Below are 22,607 nucleotides of genomic sequence, written 5' to 3' on the forward strand. Positions count from 1 at the left end.
CATGAACCACTTCCCTCAGTTGGCGCCGGACAATGCATCCCGCCGGGCCTTTCTGCAGCGTGGCGCCGCCTTGTCCGTGGCAGCAGGTGCCACGCCATTTGCCATGAGCCTGGCCGCAATGGGCGAGGCCGCTGCCGCCACGGCCACCGATTACAAGGCACTGGTCTGCGTGTTTCTGTATGGCGGCAACGACTATGCCAACACGCTGGTCACCTACGACCCGACCAGCTACAACGCCATGCTGCAGTATCGGGCACCTCTGGCCATTGCCCGGGACAGTCTGACCCCCTTGGTGTTGAACCCGACCACTCCTTTGCCTGGTGGGCGCGAATATGCGCTGGCACCTGGCCTGGATCCACTGGTGCCCCTGTTCCACGCCGGGAAGATGTCGGTGCTGCTCAATGTGGGCAGCCTGATCCAGCCCACCAGCAAAGCCCAATATCAGGCGGGCTCGGTGCCTTTGCCGCCCAAGCTGTTTTCGCACAACGATCAGCAGTCTTTCTGGCAGTCGTCGTCACCCGAAGGAGCGGCCTCGGGTTGGGGTGGGCGCTTGGGCGACCTGTTTGCTTCGGGCAATGGCAATGCCACGTTCACCTGCATCGGCGTGGGGGGCAATGCGGTCTACCTTTCCGGCCACAGTGCGGTGCAGTACCAGGTGTCCAGCAGTGGTTCGGTGGCCGTGAACGGCGTGCAGTCGCCCTTGTTTGGGTCGGCCACCTGCTCACGCACGCTGCAGCAACTCATGACGGCGAACCGGGTTCACCTGTTTGAAAACGAATACGCCCGTGTGGCATCGCGCTCGATTGCGGCCAACAGCCAACTGAGCTCTGCTTTGGCGGGCGTCACCTTGAGCACCCCCTTTCCCACGGGCAACAGCCTGGCCGATCAGCTCAAGCTGGTGGCGCGCATGGTGGCGGCGCGCTCCAGCCTGGGCGCCAGGCGGCAGGTCTTTTTTGTCTCTCTTGGCGGCTTTGACACCCACGATGGCCTGGTCACCCAGCACCCGGGCTTGATGAAGACCCTGGGCGACGCGCTCGGAGCGTTCCACCAGGCGACGGTGGAGCTGGGCGTTTCCCGGCAGGTGACGGCTTTCACGGCTTCAGATTTCGGCCGAACCTTGGTGGGCAACAACGATGGCAGCGACCATGGCTGGGGCAGCATGCATTGGGTGGTGGGCGATGCCGTGAACGGGCGCTCATTTGTGGGTACCCCGCCGGTGGTGGCCAATGGCGGGCCGGACGATGTTGGCCAGGGGCGTCTGCTGCCCGGCTTGTCGGTCGATCAATACGGCGCGACGCTGGCCACCTGGTTCGGTGTGTCGGCCACGGACCTGGCCAGCGTGATGCCGAATCTCTCGAACTTCAGCACACCCAATCTCGGGTTCATGGGCGCTTGAACCCGCTTTGGCCGAACCTGCTCAAAGCCATTGGCCGGAGCCCGGTGCCGGCATGGGCACGGGCGCCTGCCACGACCAGTCGCCGCCGGCCAGCACCATGCTGAGCAAAAAGCTCAGCACGCCGATGAACATGCTGGCAAAGAACGCCGTCCAGAAGCCTGAGAGCTGAAAACCCTTCACCAGCGCAGAGACCAGCATCAGCATCAAGGCGTTGAGCACCAGCACAAAGATGCCCAGAGTGAGCACCGTGAGCGGCAGGGTGAGCACGAACAGCATTGGCCGCACCACGGCATTGGCAAAGCCCAGCAGCAGCGCAGCCACGACCAGCGAACCGGTGTCGGCAAAGCGCAGGCCTTTGAACACATGGCTGGCCACCCAGAGCGAGAGCGAAGTGATGGCCCATTGGATGAAGAAACTGGGCAGCGAGTCGAGCATGGCAAGGTTCCGGGTCAGGACGAGTGACCATCATACGCAGGCCCGACCCTCCCACTGCCGACTTCAGCCTGCGCGTTGCTTCAGCGAACGCTGATCTGGGCGCGCACCTCGCCCCCCTTGTTGGCCGCAGTGTGAACGTTGGCATACCACTTGCCTGCCAGCAGGTCGGCGGCTTGCGCTGGGGTCAGGGTGGCGCTGCCTTCGATGGGGCTGGTGCTGCCGCTGAAGGGGATGACCACGCCTGCATTGCTGCCGGGGGCGGCCGGTCCATGGAAGTGAGCCGCTGTGGCGGGTCCACTGAGACCCGTGAAGCTGACCTTCCAGCTCAGCACCTGGGTGGTTTTGTCAAAGCGGGCCTCTACGGTGCCGGAGCCTGCGGTGTTGACCGGGGGCACCTCGCTGGCGCCGCTGAGGTTGCCCACCAATACCACGGTGTTGCTGTTGCCCATGGAGAGTGCGCTGCACCCTCCGAGGGCCAGGGTCAGTCCGACGGTCAAGGCGGCGCTTTTCAGCAGATGGCGAGTACGCATGGTGGGTCTCCTGTGGGGTCGGGCCGTTGGATCCACCAGAAGTGGGTGGGTCTGCAACAGCCCGTTGCAATCTAGCACGACTGCCCCTTGCCATGTGGCATGGGGTTTGCCGTCTTGTTGCCTCAGCGGTCCAGTGCCGGACGCTTGGGGTTGAATTGCCAGCCCGGGATCAGGTACTGCATGGCCACGGCGTCATCGCGTGAGCCCAGGCCGTGCTGCAGATACAGCTGATGGGCCTTCTCGACCTCGGCCATGTCCAGCTCGACGCCCAGGCCCGGCTTTTGTGGGACCTGCACCTTGCCGTCCACGATCTGCAAGGGGTCGCGGGTAAGGCGTTGGCCGTCCTGCCAGATCCAATGGGTGTCGATGGCGGTGACCTTGCCGGGGGCGGCGGCACCCACGTGGGTGAACATGGCCAGCGACACATCGAAGTGGTTGTTGGAGTGTGAACCCCAGGTCAAGCCCCAGTCGCGGCAGGTCTGGGCCACCCGCACGCTGCCCGCCATGGTCCAGAAGTGGGGGTCGGCCAGCGGGATGTCGACTGATTGAAGGGCCAGGGCGTGGCTCAGTTGGCGCCAATCGGTGGCGATCATGTTGGTGGCGGTCGGCAGGCCAGTGGCGCGGCGGAACTCGGCCATCACCTCGCGGCCCGAGAAGCCTTCCTCAGCACCGCAGGGGTCTTCGGCGTAGGCCACGACCCCTCGCATGTCGCGCATGAGGCGGATCGCATCTTTCAGCAGCCAGCCCCCGTTCGGGTCCAGGGTGACCCGTGCTTCGGGGAAGCGTTCGTGCAGGGCGCGCACGGCCTCCACCTCTTCATCGGCCCGCAGCACGCCACCCTTGAGCTTGAAGTCATTGAAGCCGTAGCGCTCGCGTGCGGCCTCGGCCAGTCGAACGATGGCTTCAGGGTTCAGGGCTTTTTCGTGACGCAGGCGCGACCAGGCATCGGGTGCGCCTGGCTCGCTCTGGTAGGGCAGATCGGTCTGGCGGCGGTCACCCACATAGAACAGATAGCCCAGCATCTCGACTTCCTGGCGTTGTTGGCCTTCGCCCAGCAGGGCCGCCACCGGCACACCCAGGTGTTGGCCCAGCAGGTCCAGCAACGCCGATTCGATGGCGGTGACGGCATGGATGGTGGTGCGCAGGTCGAAGGTCTGCAGGCCGCGGCCCCCGCTGTCTCGGTCGGCGAAGCGCTGCTGGACCTCCTGCAGCACGCGTTGTTGTGAGCCCAACGCCTGGCCCACGACCAGTTCGCGGGCGTCTTCCAGGGTTTGGCGGATTTTTTCGCCCCCAGGTACTTCGCCCACGCCGGTGCGGCCGGCGCTGTCGGTCAGGATCAGCAGGTTGCGGGTGAAGAATGGGCCGTGCGCGCCGCTCAGATTCAACAGCATGCTGTCGCGCCCTGCTACGGGGATGACGCGGAGTTCGGTGATGGTGGGGGTGGAGTGAAGGGTCATGTCGGAGCCTGTGCAAAAGGCAAAAAGGGCATCAATTTGCCTGATAAAGGTTTTGATAGAGCGTTGGTAGCGCTACCATTTGAATGAATGATAACGCTACCATTTGCGCTTGACAAGGGGCAGACAGGTGAAGGCGTTGCCCTCAGGTGCTGCCTCGTTCAATGATGTTGAAGCCAATGTCGACCACCGTGTGGGCGACATCGCGGCCTTCGGCCCGGTCGATGATGAAGCGGGCGGCCTGACGCCCCATGGCGGCACCGTCGATCTGTACGGTGCTGAGCGCGGGCTCGACATCGGCCGCGAAATCCAGGTCGCCAAAGCCCATCACAGCCAGTTGCGCTGGCACAGCCCGGCTTTGGGCCTGGGCTTCGGTCAGGACGCCCAGGGCCAGTAGATCGGAACTGCAGAACACGGCATCCACGGACGGCTGATCCTGAAGCAGTTGGCGCAAGGCCAGTCGACCGCTTTTGAGGGTGGTGGGCGCGGCCACCGTCACCACCGCAACGGAGGGTTGGCCACAGGCCCTGGCGGTTTGAACAAAGGCTTCTTGGCGCCGTTGTGAACGGGGGTCATCGCCTGCCACCATGGCCCAACGCCGGAAGCCCTTGGCGTGAAAGAACCCGGCCACCGACCGCCCTACCCCCTCGTGCGAGAAGCCCACCAACATGTCGATGGGGTGGTCGCTCAGGTCCCAGGTCTCCACCACCGGGATGCCGGCGGCCTGCAGGCGCTGCCGCGCCTGGGGCGAGTGCAGTGTGCCGGTCAGCACCATGCCGTCCGGGCGGCGTCCAATCAGGGCTTCGAGCATCCGGTCTTCGCCTGTGCTGGGATCGGCATAGCCGGTTTGCCCGAGCATCAGTTGGTAACCCTGTTCGGCCAGTGCCAGGGTCAGTGACTGGATGGTTTGCAGAAACACGGGCCCGGCCATGGTGGGCACCAGTGCGGCCACCAGGCGACTGCGGGTGGAGGCCAGGCCGCCAGCGAGGCGATTGGGCACATAGCCCAGGGCCTGAACCGCTTCACCGACCCGCACGCGCACGTCGGGCGACACTTTGTCGGGCGAATTGAGGGCGCGCGATGCAGTGATGGGCGCCACGCCGGCCCGCAGGGCCACCTCATGCAAGGTGACGGCGCCACTGCCACGGCGGGGGCGCTTGGAGGGGCTGGGGGCGAAGCTCATCGCCCGGATTCTAGTCAGCCCTGATGGACAGGAGGGCCTTGGACGCCGAGCGCCTGGCCACTCGCTCAGAACGAGGTCCAGTCGTCCTCACTGCCGGCTTTGGGGGCCGCACTGGCGGTGGCCGAGGGCAAGGCGGCGCGCGGGCTGGCGGGGGCTGGTGATTTGCTGGCGCCGATGCTGGGGCGCGGTGCACTGCGCAACGCCGCAGAAGCTGGCGCGGCAGCGGCGCGGGGTGCCTGGGCCATTGGACGGGCGGCTGGGGCATGGCCCTGGCCCAGATTGAACACGGCCACCACCTCGGTCAGGCGCTGGGCCTGATCGCGCAATGAGGCCGCTGCGGCTGCACTTTCTTCCACCAGAGCGGCGTTTTGCTGGGTCATCTGGTCGAGTTGGCCGACGGCCGCATTCACTTGCGAGATGCCCGAGCGCTGCTCGTCGGACGACGCCGTGATTTCGCCGATCAGATCAGTGACACGGCGCACGCTGCTGACGATCTCGGCCATGGCAGAGCCCGCGTCGGCAACCTGCTGTGAGCCGGACTCGACGTTTTCGACCGAGGCGTTGATCAGCGTCTTGATCTCTTTGGCGGCTTCGGCGCTGCGGCCCGCGAGGCTGCGCACCTCACCTGCCACCACGGCAAAGCCCCGGCCTTGTTCCCCGGCGCGTGCGGCTTCCACCGCTGCATTCAAAGCCAGGATGTTGGTTTGGAACGCAATGCCATCGATCACACCGATGATGTCGCTGATCTTGCGTGAGCTGTCGGTGATCTGCTGCATGCTGCTCACCACCTGGGCAACCACCTCGCCACCCCGGGTGGCCGCGTGGGCTGCCGTGCCGGCCAACTGGTTGGCCTGGCGGGCCGTGTCGGCCGACTGGTTCACGGTGCTGGTCAGTTGCTCCATGCTGGCCGCCGTTTGTTGCAGGTTGCTGGCGGTCTGCTCAGTGCGTGAAGACAGGTCCTGGTTGCCGTTGGCAATCTCCACGGAGGCGACGGTCAGCGCGTCGACGCCGGTGCGTACCTCGCCCACCACCGAGCGCAACTGGGTGGACATGTCCGACATCGCATTGAGCAGCACGCCGAATTCGTCCTGGCGTTCGGTGCGGGTGTCGTGGGTGAGGTCGCCCTTGGCAATGCTCTGGGCCAGGTCCACGGCTTGAGCCAGCGGCTGCGCGATCGAGCGAACCAATTGTGCGGCAATGACCAGCACACCGAAAGCAACGATCAGGCCGGTGACCGTGTTGGTGATGGCATTCTGACGGCGAGCGTCCTGGGCGTCCTGGACGGTGGCATCGCGGTTTTTCTCCAGCATCTGCACGAACTCACGTTGGTGTTGCAGATAGGCCGTGGTCAGGGGCACCAGTTCTTTTTCAGCGGCATCCCGGGCGCCTGCCAGGTCGCCTGCTTTCTTGAGTTCGTTGGCCTTGCCCAGGGCCGCCAGCACGGGCTTGCGCTCGTTGCTCAGGTTGTCGAGTGCCGCCTTTTCGTCGGATCGGGTGATGAGGTCCGCCATGGTCTTGAGCATCTTGGTGTTGCGTTCGACCAGGGTCTTGCCGTCATTGGTGAGGCGTTGCGAGCTTTGCTCATCCGTGGACAGCACGGCCGCCACCGTGATGGCCAGGGCGGCCGAGGTACCGTCGTTCCAGCGTGTGGCGGCTACCACCTTGACATCGGTGCTGACGACCTCTTCGAGGGCTGCGTTCAGGCTTGCATTGGATCGGTATTGTGACCAGCCTGACAGCACCATCATCAGCACGATGAGGACCGAGAACGTGACCCACAGACGCGTCTTGACACTGATGTTATTGATTTGCATGACTGTCTCCTTGGCCTGAGTGGCCCACTTTGGGATGATTGCAGGATGATATAGATGAAAAATATGATTTTACAATTTGTTTATATATCACGGAGGCCTCGCCGGCGATGGTCTGGGTCAAATGTTGCTGAGATCGCACAAGAAATTGGTTTTCAGTATCGCCATCAACAGGCCGCAGGCGCATAGCGCAACACCTGATTCTTCCCGGCTGTCTTGGCTTGATAGAGTGCCGCATCGGCCTGCTGAATCAGGCTTTCGCAATCGTCGTCAAGCGGCGTCGCGGTACTGACACCCAGGCTGATGGTGCATCGGACATGGTGGGGTGACTCGGTGTTGCGGGCCGCAACCAACAACTCGTGCGCAAGGGTCAACGCGGTATCGGCGACGGTGTTGCCCAGGACCAGGATGAATTCTTCGCCTCCCCAGCGCACGGCCAGGTCGCCTGGCCGGCGAGCACTGCGTGCGACCAGTCCGGCGATTTGTTTCAGGCATTCATCACCGGCGACGTGGCCATGTTGATCATTGACCTTTTTGAAATCATCGATATCCAGCAATATCAGACTGATGGGCGTTTGTTCGCGGCGGTTGCGTTGCCATTCCGAGGGCAGAAACTGCATCAAGTGCCGTCGATTGGCCAGGCCCGTGAGTGGGTCGAGCAACGACAATTTCTCAACTTGTTGTTCTGCCAGCTTTCGTTGGGTGATATTGCTGTGGTTGATGACAAAGAGCTCGCCTGAGCACCCCGTCAAGCCAACCATATTCATCAAAAACCAGCGTTTTTCGTCGGCGCTGTGGCATGGGTACTCATGCGAAAAGCCGGGCTGATGGCCGTCAATGACAGCGACCAGTCCACGCTGGATCCGTTGGGCATCGGTTTCATGGCTCAAGGCGGCCTTGGCGCAGATGTCCAGGTAGTTGGCCTTAAGCCAGTCTTCCTGGGGAAGTCCATTTTTGGCGCCGAATCGAATCCAGGCCTCATTCACATAAACAATCTGCCCGTTTTTTTGAATGACGGCAATCTCTTGCTCGATTGAATCCAGGATGGCATAGGGAAAGCCTGAGCCCTTATCCCGACCTTCAAGTGGAAAACCTGAATCCATGAAAGGCGAATTATTGACGGACATCAAGAATAAATGGCTGAACTGAAGAGTGCGCGCGCAACTTGTTTGAGAATAATGCAAGATCAGCGCTTTGGCGATCGATATTGAGTGGACGAAGTCGCATGAACCACTGGCCTGCGTGATCAAAAAACCCTGCCTGCTTCTGTCAGCCCGTAAACTGTGCCCATGACCCCGCGATTCACACAAGCCATCACCCTTGCCGCCACGGCCCACGAAGGCCAGTTGCGCAAAGGCACTGCGATCCCGTACATCACTCACCCGGTGGCCGTGGCGGGCTTGGTGGCTCAGTACGGGGGGGATGAGGATCAGCAAATTGCTGCGTTGCTGCACGACGCGCTGGAGGATGGCGGGCAGCAATATGCGGCTCAGATCGGCGAGCGTTTTGGTCCGCGGGTGCTGGCCATGGTGCAGGCGTGTACCGACGGCGTACCCGATGCTCAGGGTCACAAGGCGCCTTGGACCGAGCGCAAACGCGCTTATCTGCTACACCTCAAGAACGCCAGCGACGATGCCTTGCTGGTGTCCGGTTGTGACAAGCTGAACAATGCCCGAGCCATCCTGGACGATTTGGTCACCATCGGTCCGTCGGTGTTTGACCGTTTCAATGCCAAGCTCGATGGCGCTGTCTGGTACTACGAGGCCTTGTCCCACCTGTTCACCGAGCGCAAGGCGCCGATGGCCAAGGCTTTGGCCGATACCTTGCTGAAGATCAAGCGGCTGGTGCCCGGCCCATGAGCCGGTCGCGGCGCGCGCCTCAGGCCCGTGCCCAGACCAGCAGCAGGTTGTTGGCGGGCAGGGCAATGCGTTCACGCAGGCGCAGGCCGGCCTCCTCCGCCGCCGAGGCCACATCTTTGAGTTGACGCAAGCCCCAGGCCGGGTTTCGACTGCGCAGGTCGGTATCAAAGGCCAGGTTGCCCGGGGCGGTGGGTGTGTTCTCTTCCAGGTAGGGGCCGTAGGTGATCAAAACCCCCTGCCCCGCAAGATGGCGCGCGGCCCCTTGCATCAATGCGGCGGTGCAGGCCCACGGGGCGATGTGGATCATGTTGGCGCAGAAAACGGCGTCCACGCTGTCGGGCAAGGTTTTTGGCCAGGGCTTGCTCAGCACATCCAGTTGCACGGGGGGGCGAACTCTGTCCAGGCCTTCGCACCAGGCTCGGATGGAGTCGAGGGACCGGGCCTCGAAATCGGTGGGTTGCCACTCCCAGCCTGGCAAGCCCGTGCTGAAGGCCGCGGCGTGTTGCCCGGTGCCGCTGGCGATTTCCAGCATCAGACCCTGGGCTGGCAATGAGGCCTGCAACTGGGTCAGGATGGGGGCGGCATTGCGATCCGCGGCGGGGCTGTGCAATCGAGCGTCTGGAGCAAGCATCGCTTTAGGGTGTGGGTGGGTGGAACGGGTTGCCTAGAATACCCGCAGGCCCGAATGTGGCCCGACGGAGTGAACAGATGGATGACCGTACTTTGCCCCCAGCGATGCGTCTTTCGATGGCCCGACGGAGACGGTTGATGACGACGGCGTTGGTTGGTGCATTGGGGTATGCGTTGGCTGAAGGGGCTTCGGCTGGCCCGCTGCTGGACCGGCTTCGTGAGCGGCGCATGGCCGCCGGCCAGGCCCAGGCGCCAAGTGCTGTTTCAAACCAAAGCCCCCGTCTGGCCAACGTGTCGTATGGACCCGATCCGGCTCAGGTGTATGACGTCTATTTGCCCAGTGGCGGAGCCCGTACCCCGGGGGCGCCGGTCATTTTCATGGTGCATGGCGGTGCCTGGGCGGTGGGCGACAAAGCCATGAGCCGTGTGGTTGACGCCAAGGTGGCGCGCTGGGGGGCTCGGGGCTTTGTGCTGGTGTCGGTCAATTATCGGATGCTGCCCGATGTGCCGCCCGATGGTCAGTTGCACGACGTGGCATTGGCGCTGGCGCATGCCCAGGCGCAGGCGGGTGATTGGGGCGGCGATCCAGGGCAGTTCGTGCTCATGGGGCACTCGGCAGGCGCCCACCTGGTGGCCTTGCTGGCGAGCGCGAGGCCCACCCGCCCCGGTCTGGGCGGGCCACCCGTGCTGGGGACGGTGGCTCTCGACAGTGCCGCCATGGATGTGGAGCGCGTCATGACACATCCTCACCTGCGGCTGTACGACCGGCCGTTCGGCGCGGACCCAGGCTATTGGCGGGCCATGTCGCCCGTGCATCAATTGCACCCAGGGGCCGCCCCGGTGTTGGCGGTCTGCTCGACGCGGCGTGAAGACGCCTGTGCGCAGGCCCAGGCGTTTGTGGCGCGAGCCTTGCAGTTGGGTGTTCGCGCCCAATGGCTGGGCCAAGACCTGAGCCATGGCGACATCAATGCCACATTGGGCCAGGACAACGAGTACACCCACGCGGTCGAAGCGTTCATGGCCACGCTGAGCCCCGGCATCGCTCAGCACCTGAGCCGCTGAGTTGCATCAGTGCTGGCCGCGGGGGGGCGATGGGTCAGAGTTCGGTCGAATCGCGATCTGCGTGCACTTCGTGCACCAGAAGCAACTGGCAGGTGCCGGGCATCTGATTCAGATACAGCCGCACGTCATAGGCGCCGGCAGCCCAGGCCGTGGAGGCCTGAGCTGTCTGTGCATCGCCATTGGCTGCACCGGCGTGGCCCAGGCGCTGGTTGATTCTGGCCACCAGGGTTTGATATTGGCTGGCCGCCTGGCAGCGGGCCGGATCCGCGCGCCAACGCTCTTCGATGTGCACCACGGCTTGGTTGCGCGCAAAGAACAAGGTCTCCAATCGGCCCTGGTCCAGGGTGACGCTGGGCAAGGCCCACCAGGCTTTCAGACCCCGGGGCCCGGTCTGTGGGTGGCGCAGGCGCTGGATCTCGGGGACTGCGGTGGGCAAGGCGGCTTCGCTCAGGCCGAGCCATTGCGCCATGGGGGCGATGGGCCATGCCCTGTCCTCGGCCTGGGCGGCGTGCCATGGCGCTGACGCGGCGCCAAGCAACAGCGTGAGTGTGGTCAGGACTTTGCCCAATGGAGTCCTGAATCGGTGGGGTGTTTGAGGCGAGGACACTTGCATCGGGATGGGAGTCTAGCGAATTGCGCCTTCGACCACATGAAGGCGCAGCGCATGATGCCCTCACGGTGTTGCCTGTTGGCCTGATGATTCCGTGCAAGCTCAGGCCACGCACCCTACGTGCTTGGGACGCCTTCCAGGCACCATGAGGTTGGTTGTCTTGGCCCACTCGACCCACTGCGCGCGTGACCGCGGAATTGTTCCAATTTTGAAGACAGTCAAAACCGCAGATCTGGGTTTATCGCGTGATTTCAAGCCAGTAAAGTGCCCCATCGTGCCCAAGCCAAGCGGGCCGGCCAACAAACGGAGGTATGGGTTTGGAAATTGGCATTTACACCTTTGGTGATCTGCCGGGCGGGCTCTCGGGATCTCAGGGGCAACTGGCTGCAAAACAACGACTTGACGAAGTGCTGGCCGCCGCCCGCCTGGCCGATGAGGCTGGGCTGCAGGTGTTCGGGGTGGGCGAGCACCACCGCAGCGACTACGCCATCTCGGCCCACGCGGTGGTGTTGGGTGCCGTGGCGAGTGTGACACGACAGATCCGGCTGACCAGCGCGGTCACCATCCTCAGTTCGGCTGACCCGGTGCGGGTGTTCGAGGAATTTGCCACGCTGGACTTGTTGTCGGGTGGGCGCGCGGAGTTGATGGCGGGGCGGGGGGCCTTTGTAGAGTCGTTTCCCTTGTTCGGTTGCGAGTTGAGCGACTACGACACCTTGTATGAAGAAAAACTGGCGTTGTTGTTGCAATTGCGGCGCCAGGCCCGGGTGAGCTGGCGTGGGCGGCATCGCCCGGCCCTGCACGATGCCGAAGTGGCGCCGCGCCCTCTGCAGCCTCTGCTGCCGGTGTGGGTGGCCGCGGGCGGGACTCCCGCCAGCGCTGTGCGGGCTGGCCAGGCGGGTCTGCCCTTGAACCTGGCCAACATCGGCGGGCAACCGGCGCAGTTCAAGCCCTTCATCGACCTGTACCGGGAGACCGGACTGCGGGCCGGTCATGCCCTGGGCGACTTGAAGGTGGCTGTGTCGGGGCACCTGCATGTGCAGCGTGATGCCCAGCAGGCCCGCGACGAGTTTTATGGGCATTACAGCCACTACATGCGGCACAACCTGCCCCAACGCGATCATGGCTGGCAGGTGTCACGCTCAGCCTATGAACAACTGGCCAGCCCGCATGGCTCGTTGTTTGTCGGCAGCCCGCAGCAGATCGTGGACAAGATCCTGTATGAGCACGAGCTGTTCGGGCACCAGCGCTTTTTGGCCCAGATCGACATTGGCGGCCTGCCTTTTGCCAAAGTGGCCCGGTCGATTGAACTGCTGGCCACCGAAGTCATGCCGGCCGTGCGCAAGGCCTTGGCTGGCAACGTCACCCCTTGATTTCTGGAGAACCTGATGTCTGATGAAAACCCTGTTTCCAACGCAAGTGCTGCGACACGCATGCCCACGTGGTTCATTCCGCATGGTGGTGGCCCTTGCTTCTTCATGGACTGGAACCCACCCGATGCCTGGGACAAGATGGCCGCCTTCCTGAAGGGGCAGTCGGCCACGTTGCCAGCGGCGCCAAAGGCCATCCTGTTGGTGTCCGCCCATTGGCTGGAGCCGCAGTTCGGTGTGACTTCGGCGGCTCAGCCCGAGTTGATTTATGACTACTACGGCTTCCCTCCACACACTTACGAGTTGACATACCCGGCACCGGGCGAACCCGCCTTGGCCGACCGGGTGACCCAGTTGCTCGGCCAAGCGGGGGTGCCGGCTCAGGGCCACCCCGGCCGCGGCTTTGACCATGGCATGTTCATTCCGCTGATGCTGATGTTTCCGCAGGCCAGCATCCCGGTGGTGCAACTGTCACTGACCAGCGATCTGAATCCCGAGGCCCACCTGCGTGCCGGTCAGGCGCTGGCCCCGCTGCGGGATGAGGGTGTCTTGATTGTGGGCAGCGGCATGAGTTTTCACAACATGCGGGGCTATGGCGACCCGCGCTTTGGCCCGGTGTCGGACACGTTTGACGCCTGGTTGGGACAGGCCGTCGAGGCGGCACCCGCTCAGCGCCATCAGGCCCTGGCCGGTTGGGCCCAGGCCCCGGCGGCTCGCCTGTGCCATCCGCCACGGGCCGAGGAGCATTTGTTGCCCTTGATGGTGGTGGCTGGCGCGGCCGGGCAGGATCTGGGACGACGTGTGTTCTCCGATCGGGTGATGGAAACCACTTTGTCGGCGTTCAGCTTCGGCTGACGGCCGCCCTCCCCCTGGTCAGCAGGCTGCGCCGGTATCATCGCCGGATGCCCAAGACCGAGCAATCCGCCACTGCGCCAAACCTCACGCCACAGCCCGTCGACCTGGAGAAGAGCACGCTGGTCTTGCGGCGCTTTCGGGTGGTCTTCAACGCGGTGCGCAGCCACTTTCAACAGGTGGAGAACCAGGCCGGCTTGGGTGGCGCCCAGATCTGGGCGTTGAGCGTGGTGCGTGATCGCCCTGGCATCGGGGTATCAGGCCTGGCGGCTGCCATGGACATCCATCAATCCACCGCCAGCAATCTGGTTCGTGCGATGCTCAAGCGGTCGCTGATCCGGGCCGTGAAAGGCCTGACGGACCGGCGCAGCATCGAACTGTCCATTCTTCCGGCGGGTCTTGAAGTGCTGGGCCGGGTGTCAGGCCCTTTTGAAGGGGTGTTGCCCACGGCCTTGGCTCAATTGCCAGCCGAGACGGTGGACCGCCTCGAACAGGACCTGCGGGCCCTGATTGCGGTTCTGCATGCCGACGAGACGGCCGAACAGACGCCATTGGCCCATCTCTAATCTCTAGTTCGTGCAAACGCTGATTTCGTACCGGTGAACTCAGAGGGTGCCGGTCTCAGGTCGTTTTGCTTGAGGATCAAGGCAACTTTACATCGTGTTGAGATGTAAATGTATTTGTGCAAATGTTATGATTTTGAGTTGGATCTGTCGCTGCTATCCGGATCCAAGCTTTTGACGGAGTCATGCCATGAAATCTATTTCCTCCCTCGCTGCGCTGAGCGCGGTGGTGGTCCTGTTATCTGCCTGCAGCAGTGCGCCCAAGGCGACTGCTCCCGAGTCGTCCCCTGTGGCGACCCAGGCCCCTGCTCCGGCAGCCCCGGCGGCCCAAGCCCAGTCTGCGGTGGCCCAGGTGGTGGTGCCTGATTACCTGGACCCGAACAACCCCTTGTCCAAAGACCGCAGCGTGTACTTTGGCTATGACGATTTCAGTGTCGCCACCAAGTACCAGCCCGTGGTTGAACGCCATGGCAAGTATCTGGCTCAACATGCCAGCGTGCAGATTCGCGTCGAAGGCAATGCCGACGAACGCGGCAGCGCTGAATACAACCTGGCGCTGGGCCAAAAGCGTGCCGATGCCACTGTCCGTGCCTTGCGTGTGTATGGTGTGAAAGACAGCCAGCTGGAAGCTGTGAGCTGGGGCAAGGAAAAGCCCCGTGCCGAAGGCCACACCGAAGCGGCCTGGGCCGAGAACCGCCGCGTCGACCTGGGCTACCCAAGCCACTGAGCGTCACTCTTGGGTCGGGGTCCGTCCCGACAGGTACAGATCTTTACCGGCAGGACGGAGCTCGTGAAGACAAACGCGCTGCGCTTGTCTTCAGAACGCAGTCAAGCTGCGTGCCAACCAGGCCTGATGCCTAGGTCTGTCCCGCCTGGGGGCGCAAATGCTGGCTCAGGCTCGTTTGCCAGCAGCAACCCGCCATTCAGTCGAAGCCCGGGTAGGCGCCCGTGCCTTCGGGCCAGGGGGTTAGCACTTCGAACCCGGTTTCGGTCACCGCGACCATGTGCTCCCACTGAGCAGACAGGGAGCGGTCGCGGGTGATGACGGTCCAGCCATCGGCCAACTCGCGGGTTTCGCGTTTGCCAGCATTCAACATGGGCTCGATGGTGAAAATCATGCCGGGCTCCAGGCGCAGACCTTGACCGCGTTGGCCGTAGTGCAGCACCTGGGGCTCGTCGTGGTAGACCTGCCCGATACCGTGCCCGCAGTACTCGCGCACCACACTGAAACGTTCTCGGTGGGCCACGGTCTGGATGGCATGGCCCACGTCGCCCAGCGTGGCCCCGGGGCGCACCTGAAGGATGCCGGCTCGCATGGCCTCATAAGTGGTGTCGACCAGTCGGCGCGCCAACGGGCTGGGCTTGCCCACGCAATACATGCGGCTGCAGTCGCCAAACCAGCCATCCTTGATCACGGCGACGTCGATGTTGACGATGTCGCCGTCTTTGAGCAACTGCTGCTCTGATGGGATGCCATGGCACACCACGTGGTTGATTGAGGCGCAGATCGTTTTGGGAAAACCGTGGTACCCCACATTGGCGGGCACGGCGTTTTGCACATTCACGATGTGGTCATGGCAGAGGCGGTCCAGGGTTTCGGTGCTGACACCGGCTTGCACGTGGGGCGTGATCACGTGCAGCAGATCGGCTGCCAGCGCGGCCGCGATGCGGGCCTGAGCCAATTCGGAGGCTGTGCGGAGAGGGACTTTGCGATTCATGTTGCCACCGTGCTGGGGGTTCTGGGGGGGAGTGCTTCAGGGCGCATCAGCCAGGTCAGCCCCTGCTCACCGGTCTGGGCGGCGCGAAGCAATGCTTGGCAGATGTCGCCGTAGCGAAGGTCAGGGTGGAGTTCGGACAGCATGCCGATGCGGATCCAGTGCTCGGCCTGGGCGTTGATGGAGCGACTGAGGGCGTCGCTGGCAATGCGCAACTCCTCATGAAGCGTCTCTGAGATCTTGACCAGGCCCATGGAGGCACCCTATATGATTTATATACGAATCGTATTCTATTTATATTTTTATACCCTCCTCCCTCTGTGGGCATGGGGTTTGGCCCCCTTTACCTTGAACGGTTTTGAAGACTTTCCGGGTGCGTGTCGAAGATATCAATTTGACGCTTATGTGTAATGTGCATCGGTAGATGGCGGGCTTCTCAACACGCCGTTAGCCATCACCGATCGACCATTCAGCGCACGGTCGTTCGCCAATTGCGTCAAATTTGGGCATTCAAGTTGATTCAGGATTTCCCCAATCGTTGGCATACCTGAGGTTGAGGGGGCATTTGATGGGGCTATATTCAGGTTTTGCCAAATTGCAAGTACGGCAGATCTCGTAAATGCCATAAATGACACCTTTCAAACGACTCCGACTCCTGTTGATCACAGGACTTGCGCTCAGCAATGTGTTGGTGGTGCTCGTGTCAGGCTACGCCTTGCAGCAGACTTGGCAACAGACGCAAATTCGGGTGGCCGTCCAGACGCAGAACGTGGCCAACGCGATCGATCAGAGTGTGTCGGACAGCATCGACAAGATCGATCTGGTGCTGCGCGGTTTTGTGGATGATGCGCAAGCCCAACTACAACGGGGCAGTCTGGATGAAGACGCGCTGCGAGCCAGCATGACCCGCTACGAGCAGCGCATGCCCGAAGTTGAGTACTTTCGCATCACAGACCGGGACGGCTTCGTGGTGGTTGGCAACCAGGTCAACAAGCATGAGAAGGTCAGCGCGGCGGATCGCGATTACTTCAAGGTTTTGAGTCAACAGCCTGACATGGGCCTTTATGTGTCCAAGCCCTTGGCAGGCAAGATCATCAAGATCCCGATGATTGTGTTTGCCCGGGCCTTCAAAGACCCGGCGGGCCGCTTCGCCGGCCTGGCCTACGGCATCATCAGTGTGGAGCATTTCAGGCATCTGTTGTCCCGTTTCCAGATGGGGCCGCATGGCAGCGTGATCCTGCGCGATCAAGATCTGGGCTTGATCGCGCGCGCACCAGCCATTGCGGAAGACCCCGCAGGACAGATCGGCAATCAACAGGTCTCGCCGGAGTTGCGATCGGGCGTGGCTTCTGGCGTTCAGGCGGACACCATCCTCAACTCGGGAGGGGGTGATGGCGTTCAGCGCACCATCACTTTCCATCGCTTGGCCAAGGCACCGATGATCGTCATTGCCGGGCTGGCCACCCAGGATTACCTTGCATCATGGCATCGAGAGTTGTTCAAGGCAGCAGCTGTTGTGCTGAGTTTCCTGACGCTGTCCATTCTGTTTGCCTACTTCTTGCTGCGCATGATTCAGCGGGGCAAGGCCCTGGAGTTGGCGCACGAGGCCGCGCTCAACCGTCTGCTCAAGATCGCGAGTCGCCTGCCTGGCATGGTGTTTGAGTTTCAGATGACCCCCGACGGGACCTTCAGTTTTCCCTATGCGAGTGATGCCATCCGGGACATCTACCGCCAGGATCCGAAGGCCGTTCGTCACGACGCGAACGCTGTCTTCGAGGTGTTTCACCCTGATGATGTCGAGTCGATTCGCAGTTCATTCATGCGGTCTGCAGACGAACTCACGCTGTGGCAGCACGAATATCGCGTGCGTTACGCCGATGGCACTGAACGTTGGTTGCTTGGCAACGCCAAGCCTGAGCGAAGCTTGGACGGCACGGTCACCTGGCATGGCTTCATCACGGACATCACCAAGCGGAAACAGGTTGAATCGGCGTTGGTGGAGAGTGAGGCTTTGTTCAGGTTGATCTTCAATCACAACCTGGATGCGGCCTTGCTGACGAGACCCAACGGCACCATCGTGTCCGCGAACCTCGAAGCCCAGCGCATGTTTGGCTACAACGAAGAGGATTTCAGGCATTTGGGTCGGGAGGGCTTGGTGGACGCCAGTGACCCTCGGCTGCCTGCGGCCTTGGCCCAGCGTGCCAAGGAAGGCTGGTTCCGGGGGGAGTTGACCATGATTGCCAACGATGGTCGCCGGTTTCCGGCCGAATTGTCATCGTCGGTCTTTCGCAGCAGTGATGGCAGCGAAATGACCAGCCTGCTGATCCGTGACATCACCGAACTGAAGCGGCTTGAGCAACAACTGCGCATCGATGCCACGGTCTTTGAATCCCAAGAGGGCATGCTGGTCACCGACGCCCAGGGCACGATCCTGCGGGTCAACAAGGCGTTTTGCGCCATCACTGGCTACGGTGCCGATGAGGTGGTGGGGCAGACCAGCCACATGCTCAAGTCTGGCCGCCACGATGCGGCGTTCTACATTGACTTGTGGCGCAAGCTCAAAAAGCATGGCTACTGGGAGGGCGAGATCTGGAACCGCCGCAAGAACAACAGCATCTATCCCGAGTGGCTGACGATCACGGCGGTCAAGGGGCGCGATGACCAGGTGATGAACTACGTGGGCACCCTGACTGACATCACGGTGCGCAAGCAGGCTGAAGAGGAAATCAAGACCCTTGCCTTCTACGATCCGTTGACTCAGTTGCCGAATCGACGCCTGCTGCTGGATCGCCTGCACCACGCCATGGCTGCCAGCTCCAGGAGCGGCCAGTCATGCGCCCTGTTGTTCATCGACCTGGACAATTTCAAAACCCTCAACGACACCCGTGGGCACGACGTAGGGGACATGTTGCTGCAACAGGTGGCGCAGCGGCTGCGCACCTGTGTGCGCGAAGGCGACACGGTGTCGCGCATCGGTGGGGACGAATTCGTGGTCATTCTGGAAGGCCTGCCTGCCAACGCCCTGGACGCGGCCAGTCTGGCCGAGCAGGTGGGAGAAGAGATTCGCCGTGAGCTGGGCCGCCCGTACATGCTTGGAGGCCACAGTCACCACAGCAGCCCCAGCATCGGGGCGGCCATGTTCAGTGGACACCAGTTCTCCAGCGATGAACTGCTGAAACGGGGTGATCTGGCCATGTACGAAGCCAAAGCCGCCGGACGCAATACCCTGCGCTTTTTTGATCCGCAGATGCAGGCCCAGGTCAGTGAACGGGCCCGTCTGGAGGCCGAGTTGCGCCAGGGCTTGCGTGAACACCAGATGCTGCTGCACTACCAGCCCCAGGTCGATTTGCAGGGGCAGATCGTGGGTGTGGAGGCTCTGGTTCGCTGGCAGCATCCCAACCGTGGCCTGGTCTTTCCAGGGGCTTTCATCGGTCTGGCCGAGGAAACCCGGCTTATCCTTGAACTGGGCGAATGGGTGCTGGAGACGGCCTGTTGCCAATTGGCTGCCTGGGGCCCTCTACCCGAACGCTGTGAGTTGAGCATTGCCGTCAACGTCAGTGCGCAGCAGTTTCACCAGCGGGACTTTGTGCAGCGTGTGCAAGGAAGCCTGGAGCGAACGGGCGCCGACCCGAGGCGACTGAAGCTGGAACTGACCGAGAGCCTGTTGGTGCAAGACCTGCCCGATGTGGTGCACAAGATGAGTCAGCTGCAGGCTCTGGGAATTCGTTTCTCGTTGGACGATTTCGGCACGGGTTACTCATCGCTGGCTTACCTCAAGCAACTGCCGCTGGACCAGTTGAAGATCGATCAGTCTTTTGTGCGGGACGTGCTGGTCGATGCAAACGCCGCCACCCTGGCGCGTACCATCGTGAGTCTGGCTGACAGCCTGGCGTTGCAGGTGATCGCTGAGGGCGTTGAAACGGTTGAGCAACGTGATTTTCTGGAGCGCAGCGGTTGCCGCTATTTCCAGGGTTACTACTTCAGCCGCCCTCTTCCGCTGCCCGCATTGGAGGCCCTGCTGGGCGACCCTGCTCACCGCTCAGGCCCCCCCGCACGCTGAACTGAACCGGCAGGGCGCGCTCAACGCCGGGGGCGCTCAGGCCTCGCTACCTGGTTTGCTCTGTGGCGGGTTCTGCGACAGCCAGACATCAAAGGCTTCCTTGGCATTGCGCCGCAGTGCCGGCTTGAAGGTCTCTTTGTCGCTCAGGTACAGGCAATGACGGATCACGGTGTAGGGGTTGAATTTGAGGCCGTCATTGCGCTCTTCAAAGTACTGTTTGTAGCGCTTCACGGTTCCGATCTGGTGGCGCACCATCGAATTGAATTCACTGCGGCTGATGGTGACCGACCAGGATTTGATGCTGTCAACAAATCCATCAACCTTGGCGGGTTCGAAGACAAAGTCCTTGAAGAAATGGTTCACGATCTTCAAGAAGGTGAAGGCATTGAGCTCGCTGGAGGCATGAGCATCACGCGCGGCGATCCGACCGTCGGGTGGGGCATCCTGCAAGGCAAACTCATCGGGGGCCGACTGCAATCCTGCCTCGGTTTCATCGCGGATCTGTCGAAACTCCCGATCTGCCAATTCAAACAGGGCCGCCAACACATTGATGCGGCGTTTGAGCGGGCTGGGGATTGATTTCTTGTACTTGATCTGGTGGTCCAGCACGCTCCAGGAGTCCTGGATGATGGTGCGCACCTGCAGTTCGAACTGCGCGACAGGCAGCTCAAATCCAGCCTGCAGCCCGACATCCTCGGCTCGATAGGCCAGGTCAAGGTGCAGCCCCTTGTAGCCAAAGGAGTCATCAGTGCCTTCAACCTTGGCGATCTTGTCGGTGATCTCGATGACATTGAAGCAAGGCCTGATGAGCTCGGCCACCTTCCAGATTTCATCTTCATACAGGCAAACCACCCGCAGCCCGATCAGATCAGTCAGGTGATCGCGTATTGAATAGGGCTGATTGGCTTCTTCCAGCGCATAGCGGTATTTGCTGGTGAATTTGCGCAGGCACTCGTCCTGGTCTTTCACCCGGCCTTCCACCTTCACACCCGCGATGCCGTTGCCTCGACTCAACAACTCGCCAATCTGCTTTTGCAACCCCAGGCAAATGGTGCTGAGCCGTGAGGACTGGGCCACATAGAACGCGGTGAAAAGCTGTTCTTCCTGTTCGAAGTGCAGGGACGCCATGGGGAATAACGGGTGAATTGAACGGGGTCGGGGTCGTCACGGGGAGCCGTCTGGCCAGCTGTCACGGCCTGCCGCAATGGCGCAAGCCTTGCAAAGGCCGGTTCCCCATTTGGGGGTACTTTACACGGGCTACAGCACTCGCAGTCTCAGAATGAGGCCCAGCCTGCGTCCCCTGTCGGGGCCGCGGCGGCAGTGCCTGGATCCGGCCGCGGATCGGGGCGGGTTGTGGCGCGCCGCTCAGGGCCCTGGTAGGGCATGTTGGGGGGCAGTGGTGAACGGGTGGCCCTGGGCGTGGTCACGCTAACGGCGGGCCTGGACCCGCCTTGAGGCCCTTGGGCCAGCTTGAAGACCGCGACCGATTGCACCAGGCGTTCGGCCTGGGTGCGCAGGCTGATGGCGGCGGCGGCCGACTCTTCAACCAGCGCCGCGTTCTGTTGGGTGGCGTGGTCCATCTGCGCCACCGCCTCGCCGACCTGGCCCAGGCCCGCACTCTGCTCGGTACTGGCCGAACTGATTTCACCCATCAGCCGAGCCAGTTCCCGAATGGCGGCGACCACTTCGTCCATGGTATGGCCCGCTCGATCCACCAGGGCACTGCCCTGCTCCACCCGCTCGACGCTGGCACTGATCAGGCTCTTGATTTCGCGAGCCGCCTCGGCGCTGCGGCTGGCCAGGCTTCGCACCTCGCCCGCCACCACGGCAAAGCCCCTGCCCTGCTCTCCGGCGCGGGCCGCCTCGACCGCCGCATTGAGCGCAAGGATGTTGGTCTGGAAGGCAATGCTGTCGATGACCGCGATGATGTCACTGATTTTTTGTGAGCTTTCGTTGATGCCCTTCATGGTCTGCACCACCTCGTGGACCACCACGCCCCCCCGCTCGGCCACTTGAGAGGCGGTCCTGGCTCGCTCATTGGCGTTGCGGGCCGTCTCGGCGTTTTGCTTCACGGTGGATCCCAGTTGCTCCATCGACGCCGCGGTCTGTTGCAGCGCAGAGGCCTGCTGTTCGGTTCTGGAGGACAGGTCGTTGTTGCCCTGGGCGATTTCGGCACTGGTGTTGGCCACGCCGTCGGCGTTGTGGCGTACCTCGCGCACAATCCCGGCCAGATGGGCTTGCATGTCAGCCAGCGAGCGCAGCAAAAGGCCCGATTCGTCCTTGGCGCTGCTTTCAATGGCCTGGGCCAGATCGCCTTTGGCGATGGCCTGCGCCACCTGCACCGCCTGACCGACTGGCAGGGTGACCGAACGGGTGATGCGCCAGGCCAGCCACAAGCCCACGAGCACGGCGGCCAAGGCACTGCCACCCAGCCAGTAAAGGCTGCGCTCAGCCAAGGCCAGGCTGTCTTGGGTTTCTGCCTCGACCCGTTGGGTGACGGCCTGTTTGAGCTGGGTCAGCCGCTGCTCATAGGCCTTGAAAAGCGGTTGCAGACGCTGGTCAACCTGGTCGCCCACGTTCTGGCCGCCGTCTTGTTGCTTCTGGAGTTCTGCGCGGGTCACGCGGTAGGCCTCTCGGGCCTGCAGCGCTTGGGCGAAAGACGCCTGTTCGGGGCCAGGCAGCATCAAGGATCGGGTGCGCTCAATGCGCTGGCTTTGCGCATTGACGACCGACGCCATGTCACGTCGGGTCTTGTCAAGGTACGCCGGGTTGTCTGCCTTGAAGCTGGCTTCTGTGCGCAACCAGTTCATCTGCAGGTCATTGAACCATTCCTGCACCAGGGCTTGACGCTCCATTTCGACGGTGGAAAGGGCTTGATTGGCTTGTCGCAGTGCCTGGATCCGGGTCATTCCAAGCACCGTGATCAACAAGGCCATCATCAGCAGCAGCCCGAAGGCAAAGGTCAGTCGAGCACCCAGTTTCCAATCGTTCCAGCGCATGCATACCCCCTGTACAAATCGATTTGTATCTGCGCTCAATGTAACTTCATTGCGCCTTATCAGGCGTTCTTTTTCCTGACC

Annotated in this window: 20 protein-coding genes; 8 read left to right on the plus strand and 12 right to left on the minus strand. The window is 62.4% G+C overall.

The annotated features are described in order from the left end of the window. Position 1 precedes the first annotated feature (1 nt). A complete protein-coding gene (locus tag AC07PT_RS18115; RefSeq protein WP_494657593.1) occupies positions 2-1,396 on the plus strand; it encodes a DUF1501 domain-containing protein in 1,395 nt (464 codons plus the stop codon). Between the two features lie 21 nt (positions 1,397-1,417). Here the strand turns inward: AC07PT_RS18115 and AC07PT_RS18120 are convergent, their stop codons facing one another. The 6 genes from AC07PT_RS18120 to AC07PT_RS18145 form a co-directional block, all read right to left on the minus strand. After that, positions 1,418-1,831: a phage holin family protein gene (locus tag AC07PT_RS18120; protein WP_492345712.1), complete on the minus strand. Its 414-nt coding sequence runs from the start codon at positions 1,829-1,831 to the stop codon at positions 1,418-1,420. Between the two features lie 80 nt (positions 1,832-1,911). Beyond that, positions 1,912-2,361 (minus strand): CHRD domain-containing protein, encoded by a 450-nt coding sequence (locus AC07PT_RS18125; protein ID WP_492345713.1) that lies wholly within the window; start codon positions 2,359-2,361, stop codon positions 1,912-1,914. Between the two features lie 122 nt (positions 2,362-2,483). Continuing rightward, positions 2,484-3,818, minus strand: coding sequence for a glucarate dehydratase (gene gudD, locus AC07PT_RS18130; RefSeq protein ID WP_494657594.1), 1,335 nt, complete (start codon positions 3,816-3,818; stop codon positions 2,484-2,486). A gap of 142 nt (positions 3,819-3,960) precedes the next feature. After that, positions 3,961-4,998: a LacI family DNA-binding transcriptional regulator gene (locus AC07PT_RS18135; RefSeq protein ID WP_494657595.1), complete on the minus strand. Its 1,038-nt coding sequence runs from the start codon at positions 4,996-4,998 to the stop codon at positions 3,961-3,963. Positions 4,999-5,063: 65 nt separating this feature from the next. Further along, the gene (locus AC07PT_RS18140; RefSeq protein ID WP_494657596.1) at positions 5,064-6,812 is read right to left on the minus strand and encodes a methyl-accepting chemotaxis protein; all 1,749 of its coding nucleotides are present in this window, start codon (positions 6,810-6,812) and stop codon (positions 5,064-5,066) included. A 164-nt stretch (positions 6,813-6,976) separates the two neighbouring features. Further along, positions 6,977-8,059 carry a sensor domain-containing diguanylate cyclase gene (locus tag AC07PT_RS18145; protein ID WP_494657597.1) on the minus strand — a complete coding sequence of 361 codons (1,083 nt, stop codon included), beginning with the start codon at positions 8,057-8,059 and terminating at the stop codon, positions 6,977-6,979. 39 nt (positions 8,060-8,098) lie between these two features. Here AC07PT_RS18145 and AC07PT_RS18150 point away from each other — a divergent pair, with 39 nt between their 5' ends. Further along, positions 8,099-8,668: an HD domain-containing protein gene (locus AC07PT_RS18150; protein ID WP_492345718.1), complete on the plus strand. Its 570-nt coding sequence runs from the start codon at positions 8,099-8,101 to the stop codon at positions 8,666-8,668. A 19-nt stretch (positions 8,669-8,687) separates the two neighbouring features. On the opposite strand, the gene AC07PT_RS18155 is transcribed toward AC07PT_RS18150, so the two are convergent. Beyond that, positions 8,688-9,299 carry a DUF938 domain-containing protein gene (locus AC07PT_RS18155; RefSeq protein WP_494657598.1) on the minus strand — a complete coding sequence of 204 codons (612 nt, stop codon included), beginning with the start codon at positions 9,297-9,299 and terminating at the stop codon, positions 8,688-8,690. Between the two features lie 137 nt (positions 9,300-9,436). Between AC07PT_RS18155 and AC07PT_RS18160 the strand changes: the two genes are divergently transcribed. After that, positions 9,437-10,360, plus strand: coding sequence for an alpha/beta hydrolase (locus AC07PT_RS18160; protein WP_494657599.1), 924 nt, complete (start codon positions 9,437-9,439; stop codon positions 10,358-10,360). 34 nt (positions 10,361-10,394) lie between these two features. Here AC07PT_RS18160 and AC07PT_RS18165 read toward each other — a convergent pair whose 3' ends face one another. Next, positions 10,395-10,928, minus strand: coding sequence for a hypothetical protein (locus tag AC07PT_RS18165; protein WP_494657601.1), 534 nt, complete (start codon positions 10,926-10,928; stop codon positions 10,395-10,397). A 353-nt stretch (positions 10,929-11,281) separates the two neighbouring features. On the opposite strand from AC07PT_RS18165, the gene AC07PT_RS18170 reads away from it, so the two are divergent. The 4 genes from AC07PT_RS18170 (at position 11,282) to pal (ending at position 14,479) form a co-directional block, all read left to right on the plus strand. Continuing rightward, entirely contained in the window at positions 11,282-12,340 is a 1,059-nt protein-coding gene (locus AC07PT_RS18170) for an LLM class flavin-dependent oxidoreductase (RefSeq protein WP_494657602.1), read from the plus strand. A 15-nt stretch (positions 12,341-12,355) separates the two neighbouring features. Beyond that, on the plus strand, positions 12,356-13,192 hold the full coding sequence (locus tag AC07PT_RS18175; RefSeq protein ID WP_494657603.1) for a DODA-type extradiol aromatic ring-opening family dioxygenase: 837 nt from the start codon (positions 12,356-12,358) through the stop codon (positions 13,190-13,192). Between the two features lie 47 nt (positions 13,193-13,239). Further along, positions 13,240-13,755, plus strand: a complete 516-nt coding sequence (locus tag AC07PT_RS18180) for a MarR family winged helix-turn-helix transcriptional regulator (RefSeq protein WP_494657604.1) — start codon at positions 13,240-13,242, stop codon at positions 13,753-13,755. 187 nt (positions 13,756-13,942) lie between these two features. Beyond that, complete coding sequence (pal, locus tag AC07PT_RS18185; RefSeq protein WP_492345725.1) at positions 13,943-14,479, plus strand: peptidoglycan-associated lipoprotein Pal; 537 nt, start codon at positions 13,943-13,945, stop codon at positions 14,477-14,479. 196 nt (positions 14,480-14,675) lie between these two features. Here the strand turns inward: pal and map are convergent, their stop codons facing one another. Both map and AC07PT_RS18195 read right to left on the minus strand, forming a co-directional pair. Beyond that, positions 14,676-15,470, minus strand: a complete 795-nt coding sequence (gene map, locus AC07PT_RS18190) for a type I methionyl aminopeptidase (RefSeq protein ID WP_494657605.1) — start codon at positions 15,468-15,470, stop codon at positions 14,676-14,678. Beyond that, positions 15,467-15,721, minus strand: coding sequence for a ParD-like family protein (locus AC07PT_RS18195; RefSeq protein ID WP_494657606.1), 255 nt, complete (start codon positions 15,719-15,721; stop codon positions 15,467-15,469). The genes map and AC07PT_RS18195 overlap by 4 nt, the downstream gene beginning before the upstream one ends. A gap of 404 nt (positions 15,722-16,125) precedes the next feature. Between AC07PT_RS18195 and AC07PT_RS18200 the strand changes: the two genes are divergently transcribed. Next, positions 16,126-19,527, plus strand: a complete 3,402-nt coding sequence (locus AC07PT_RS18200) for a bifunctional diguanylate cyclase/phosphodiesterase (RefSeq protein WP_494657607.1) — start codon at positions 16,126-16,128, stop codon at positions 19,525-19,527. A 36-nt stretch (positions 19,528-19,563) separates the two neighbouring features. Here AC07PT_RS18200 and AC07PT_RS18205 read toward each other — a convergent pair whose 3' ends face one another. After that, on the minus strand, positions 19,564-20,655 hold the full coding sequence (locus tag AC07PT_RS18205; protein ID WP_494657608.1) for a GTP pyrophosphokinase: 1,092 nt from the start codon (positions 20,653-20,655) through the stop codon (positions 19,564-19,566). 146 nt (positions 20,656-20,801) lie between these two features. Beyond that, positions 20,802-22,526, minus strand: a complete 1,725-nt coding sequence (locus AC07PT_RS18210; RefSeq protein ID WP_494657609.1) for a methyl-accepting chemotaxis protein — start codon at positions 22,524-22,526, stop codon at positions 20,802-20,804. Positions 22,527-22,607 lie beyond the last annotated feature (81 nt).

The organism is Curvibacter sp. GW821-FHT09D12, from assembly GCF_059416245.1.

Bases quoted from the DNA above. Each gene is read 5' to 3' on its own strand.
- AC07PT_RS18115 (WP_494657593.1), top strand. From the start codon at position 2: ATGAACCACTTCCCTCAGTTGGCGCCGGACAATGCATCCCGCCGGGCC.
- AC07PT_RS18120 (WP_492345712.1), bottom strand. From the start codon at position 1,831: ATGCTCGACTCGCTGCCCAGTTTCTTCATCCAATGGGCCATCACTTCG.
- AC07PT_RS18125 (WP_492345713.1), bottom strand. From the start codon at position 2,361: ATGCGTACTCGCCATCTGCTGAAAAGCGCCGCCTTGACCGTCGGACTG.
- gudD (WP_494657594.1), bottom strand. From the start codon at position 3,818: ATGACCCTTCACTCCACCCCCACCATCACCGAACTCCGCGTCATCCCC.
- AC07PT_RS18135 (WP_494657595.1), bottom strand. From the start codon at position 4,998: ATGAGCTTCGCCCCCAGCCCCTCCAAGCGCCCCCGCCGTGGCAGTGGC.
- AC07PT_RS18140 (WP_494657596.1), bottom strand. From the start codon at position 6,812: ATGCAAATCAATAACATCAGTGTCAAGACGCGTCTGTGGGTCACGTTC.
- AC07PT_RS18150 (WP_492345718.1), top strand. From the start codon at position 8,099: ATGACCCCGCGATTCACACAAGCCATCACCCTTGCCGCCACGGCCCAC.
- AC07PT_RS18155 (WP_494657598.1), bottom strand. From the start codon at position 9,299: ATGCTTGCTCCAGACGCTCGATTGCACAGCCCCGCCGCGGATCGCAAT.
- AC07PT_RS18160 (WP_494657599.1), top strand. From the start codon at position 9,437: ATGACGACGGCGTTGGTTGGTGCATTGGGGTATGCGTTGGCTGAAGGG.
- AC07PT_RS18170 (WP_494657602.1), top strand. From the start codon at position 11,282: ATGGGTTTGGAAATTGGCATTTACACCTTTGGTGATCTGCCGGGCGGG.
- AC07PT_RS18175 (WP_494657603.1), top strand. From the start codon at position 12,356: ATGTCTGATGAAAACCCTGTTTCCAACGCAAGTGCTGCGACACGCATG.
- AC07PT_RS18180 (WP_494657604.1), top strand. From the start codon at position 13,240: ATGCCCAAGACCGAGCAATCCGCCACTGCGCCAAACCTCACGCCACAG.
- pal (WP_492345725.1), top strand. From the start codon at position 13,943: ATGAAATCTATTTCCTCCCTCGCTGCGCTGAGCGCGGTGGTGGTCCTG.
- map (WP_494657605.1), bottom strand. From the start codon at position 15,470: ATGAATCGCAAAGTCCCTCTCCGCACAGCCTCCGAATTGGCTCAGGCC.
- AC07PT_RS18195 (WP_494657606.1), bottom strand. From the start codon at position 15,721: ATGGGCCTGGTCAAGATCTCAGAGACGCTTCATGAGGAGTTGCGCATT.
- AC07PT_RS18205 (WP_494657608.1), bottom strand. From the start codon at position 20,655: ATGGCGTCCCTGCACTTCGAACAGGAAGAACAGCTTTTCACCGCGTTC.
- AC07PT_RS18210 (WP_494657609.1), bottom strand. From the start codon at position 22,526: ATGCGCTGGAACGATTGGAAACTGGGTGCTCGACTGACCTTTGCCTTC.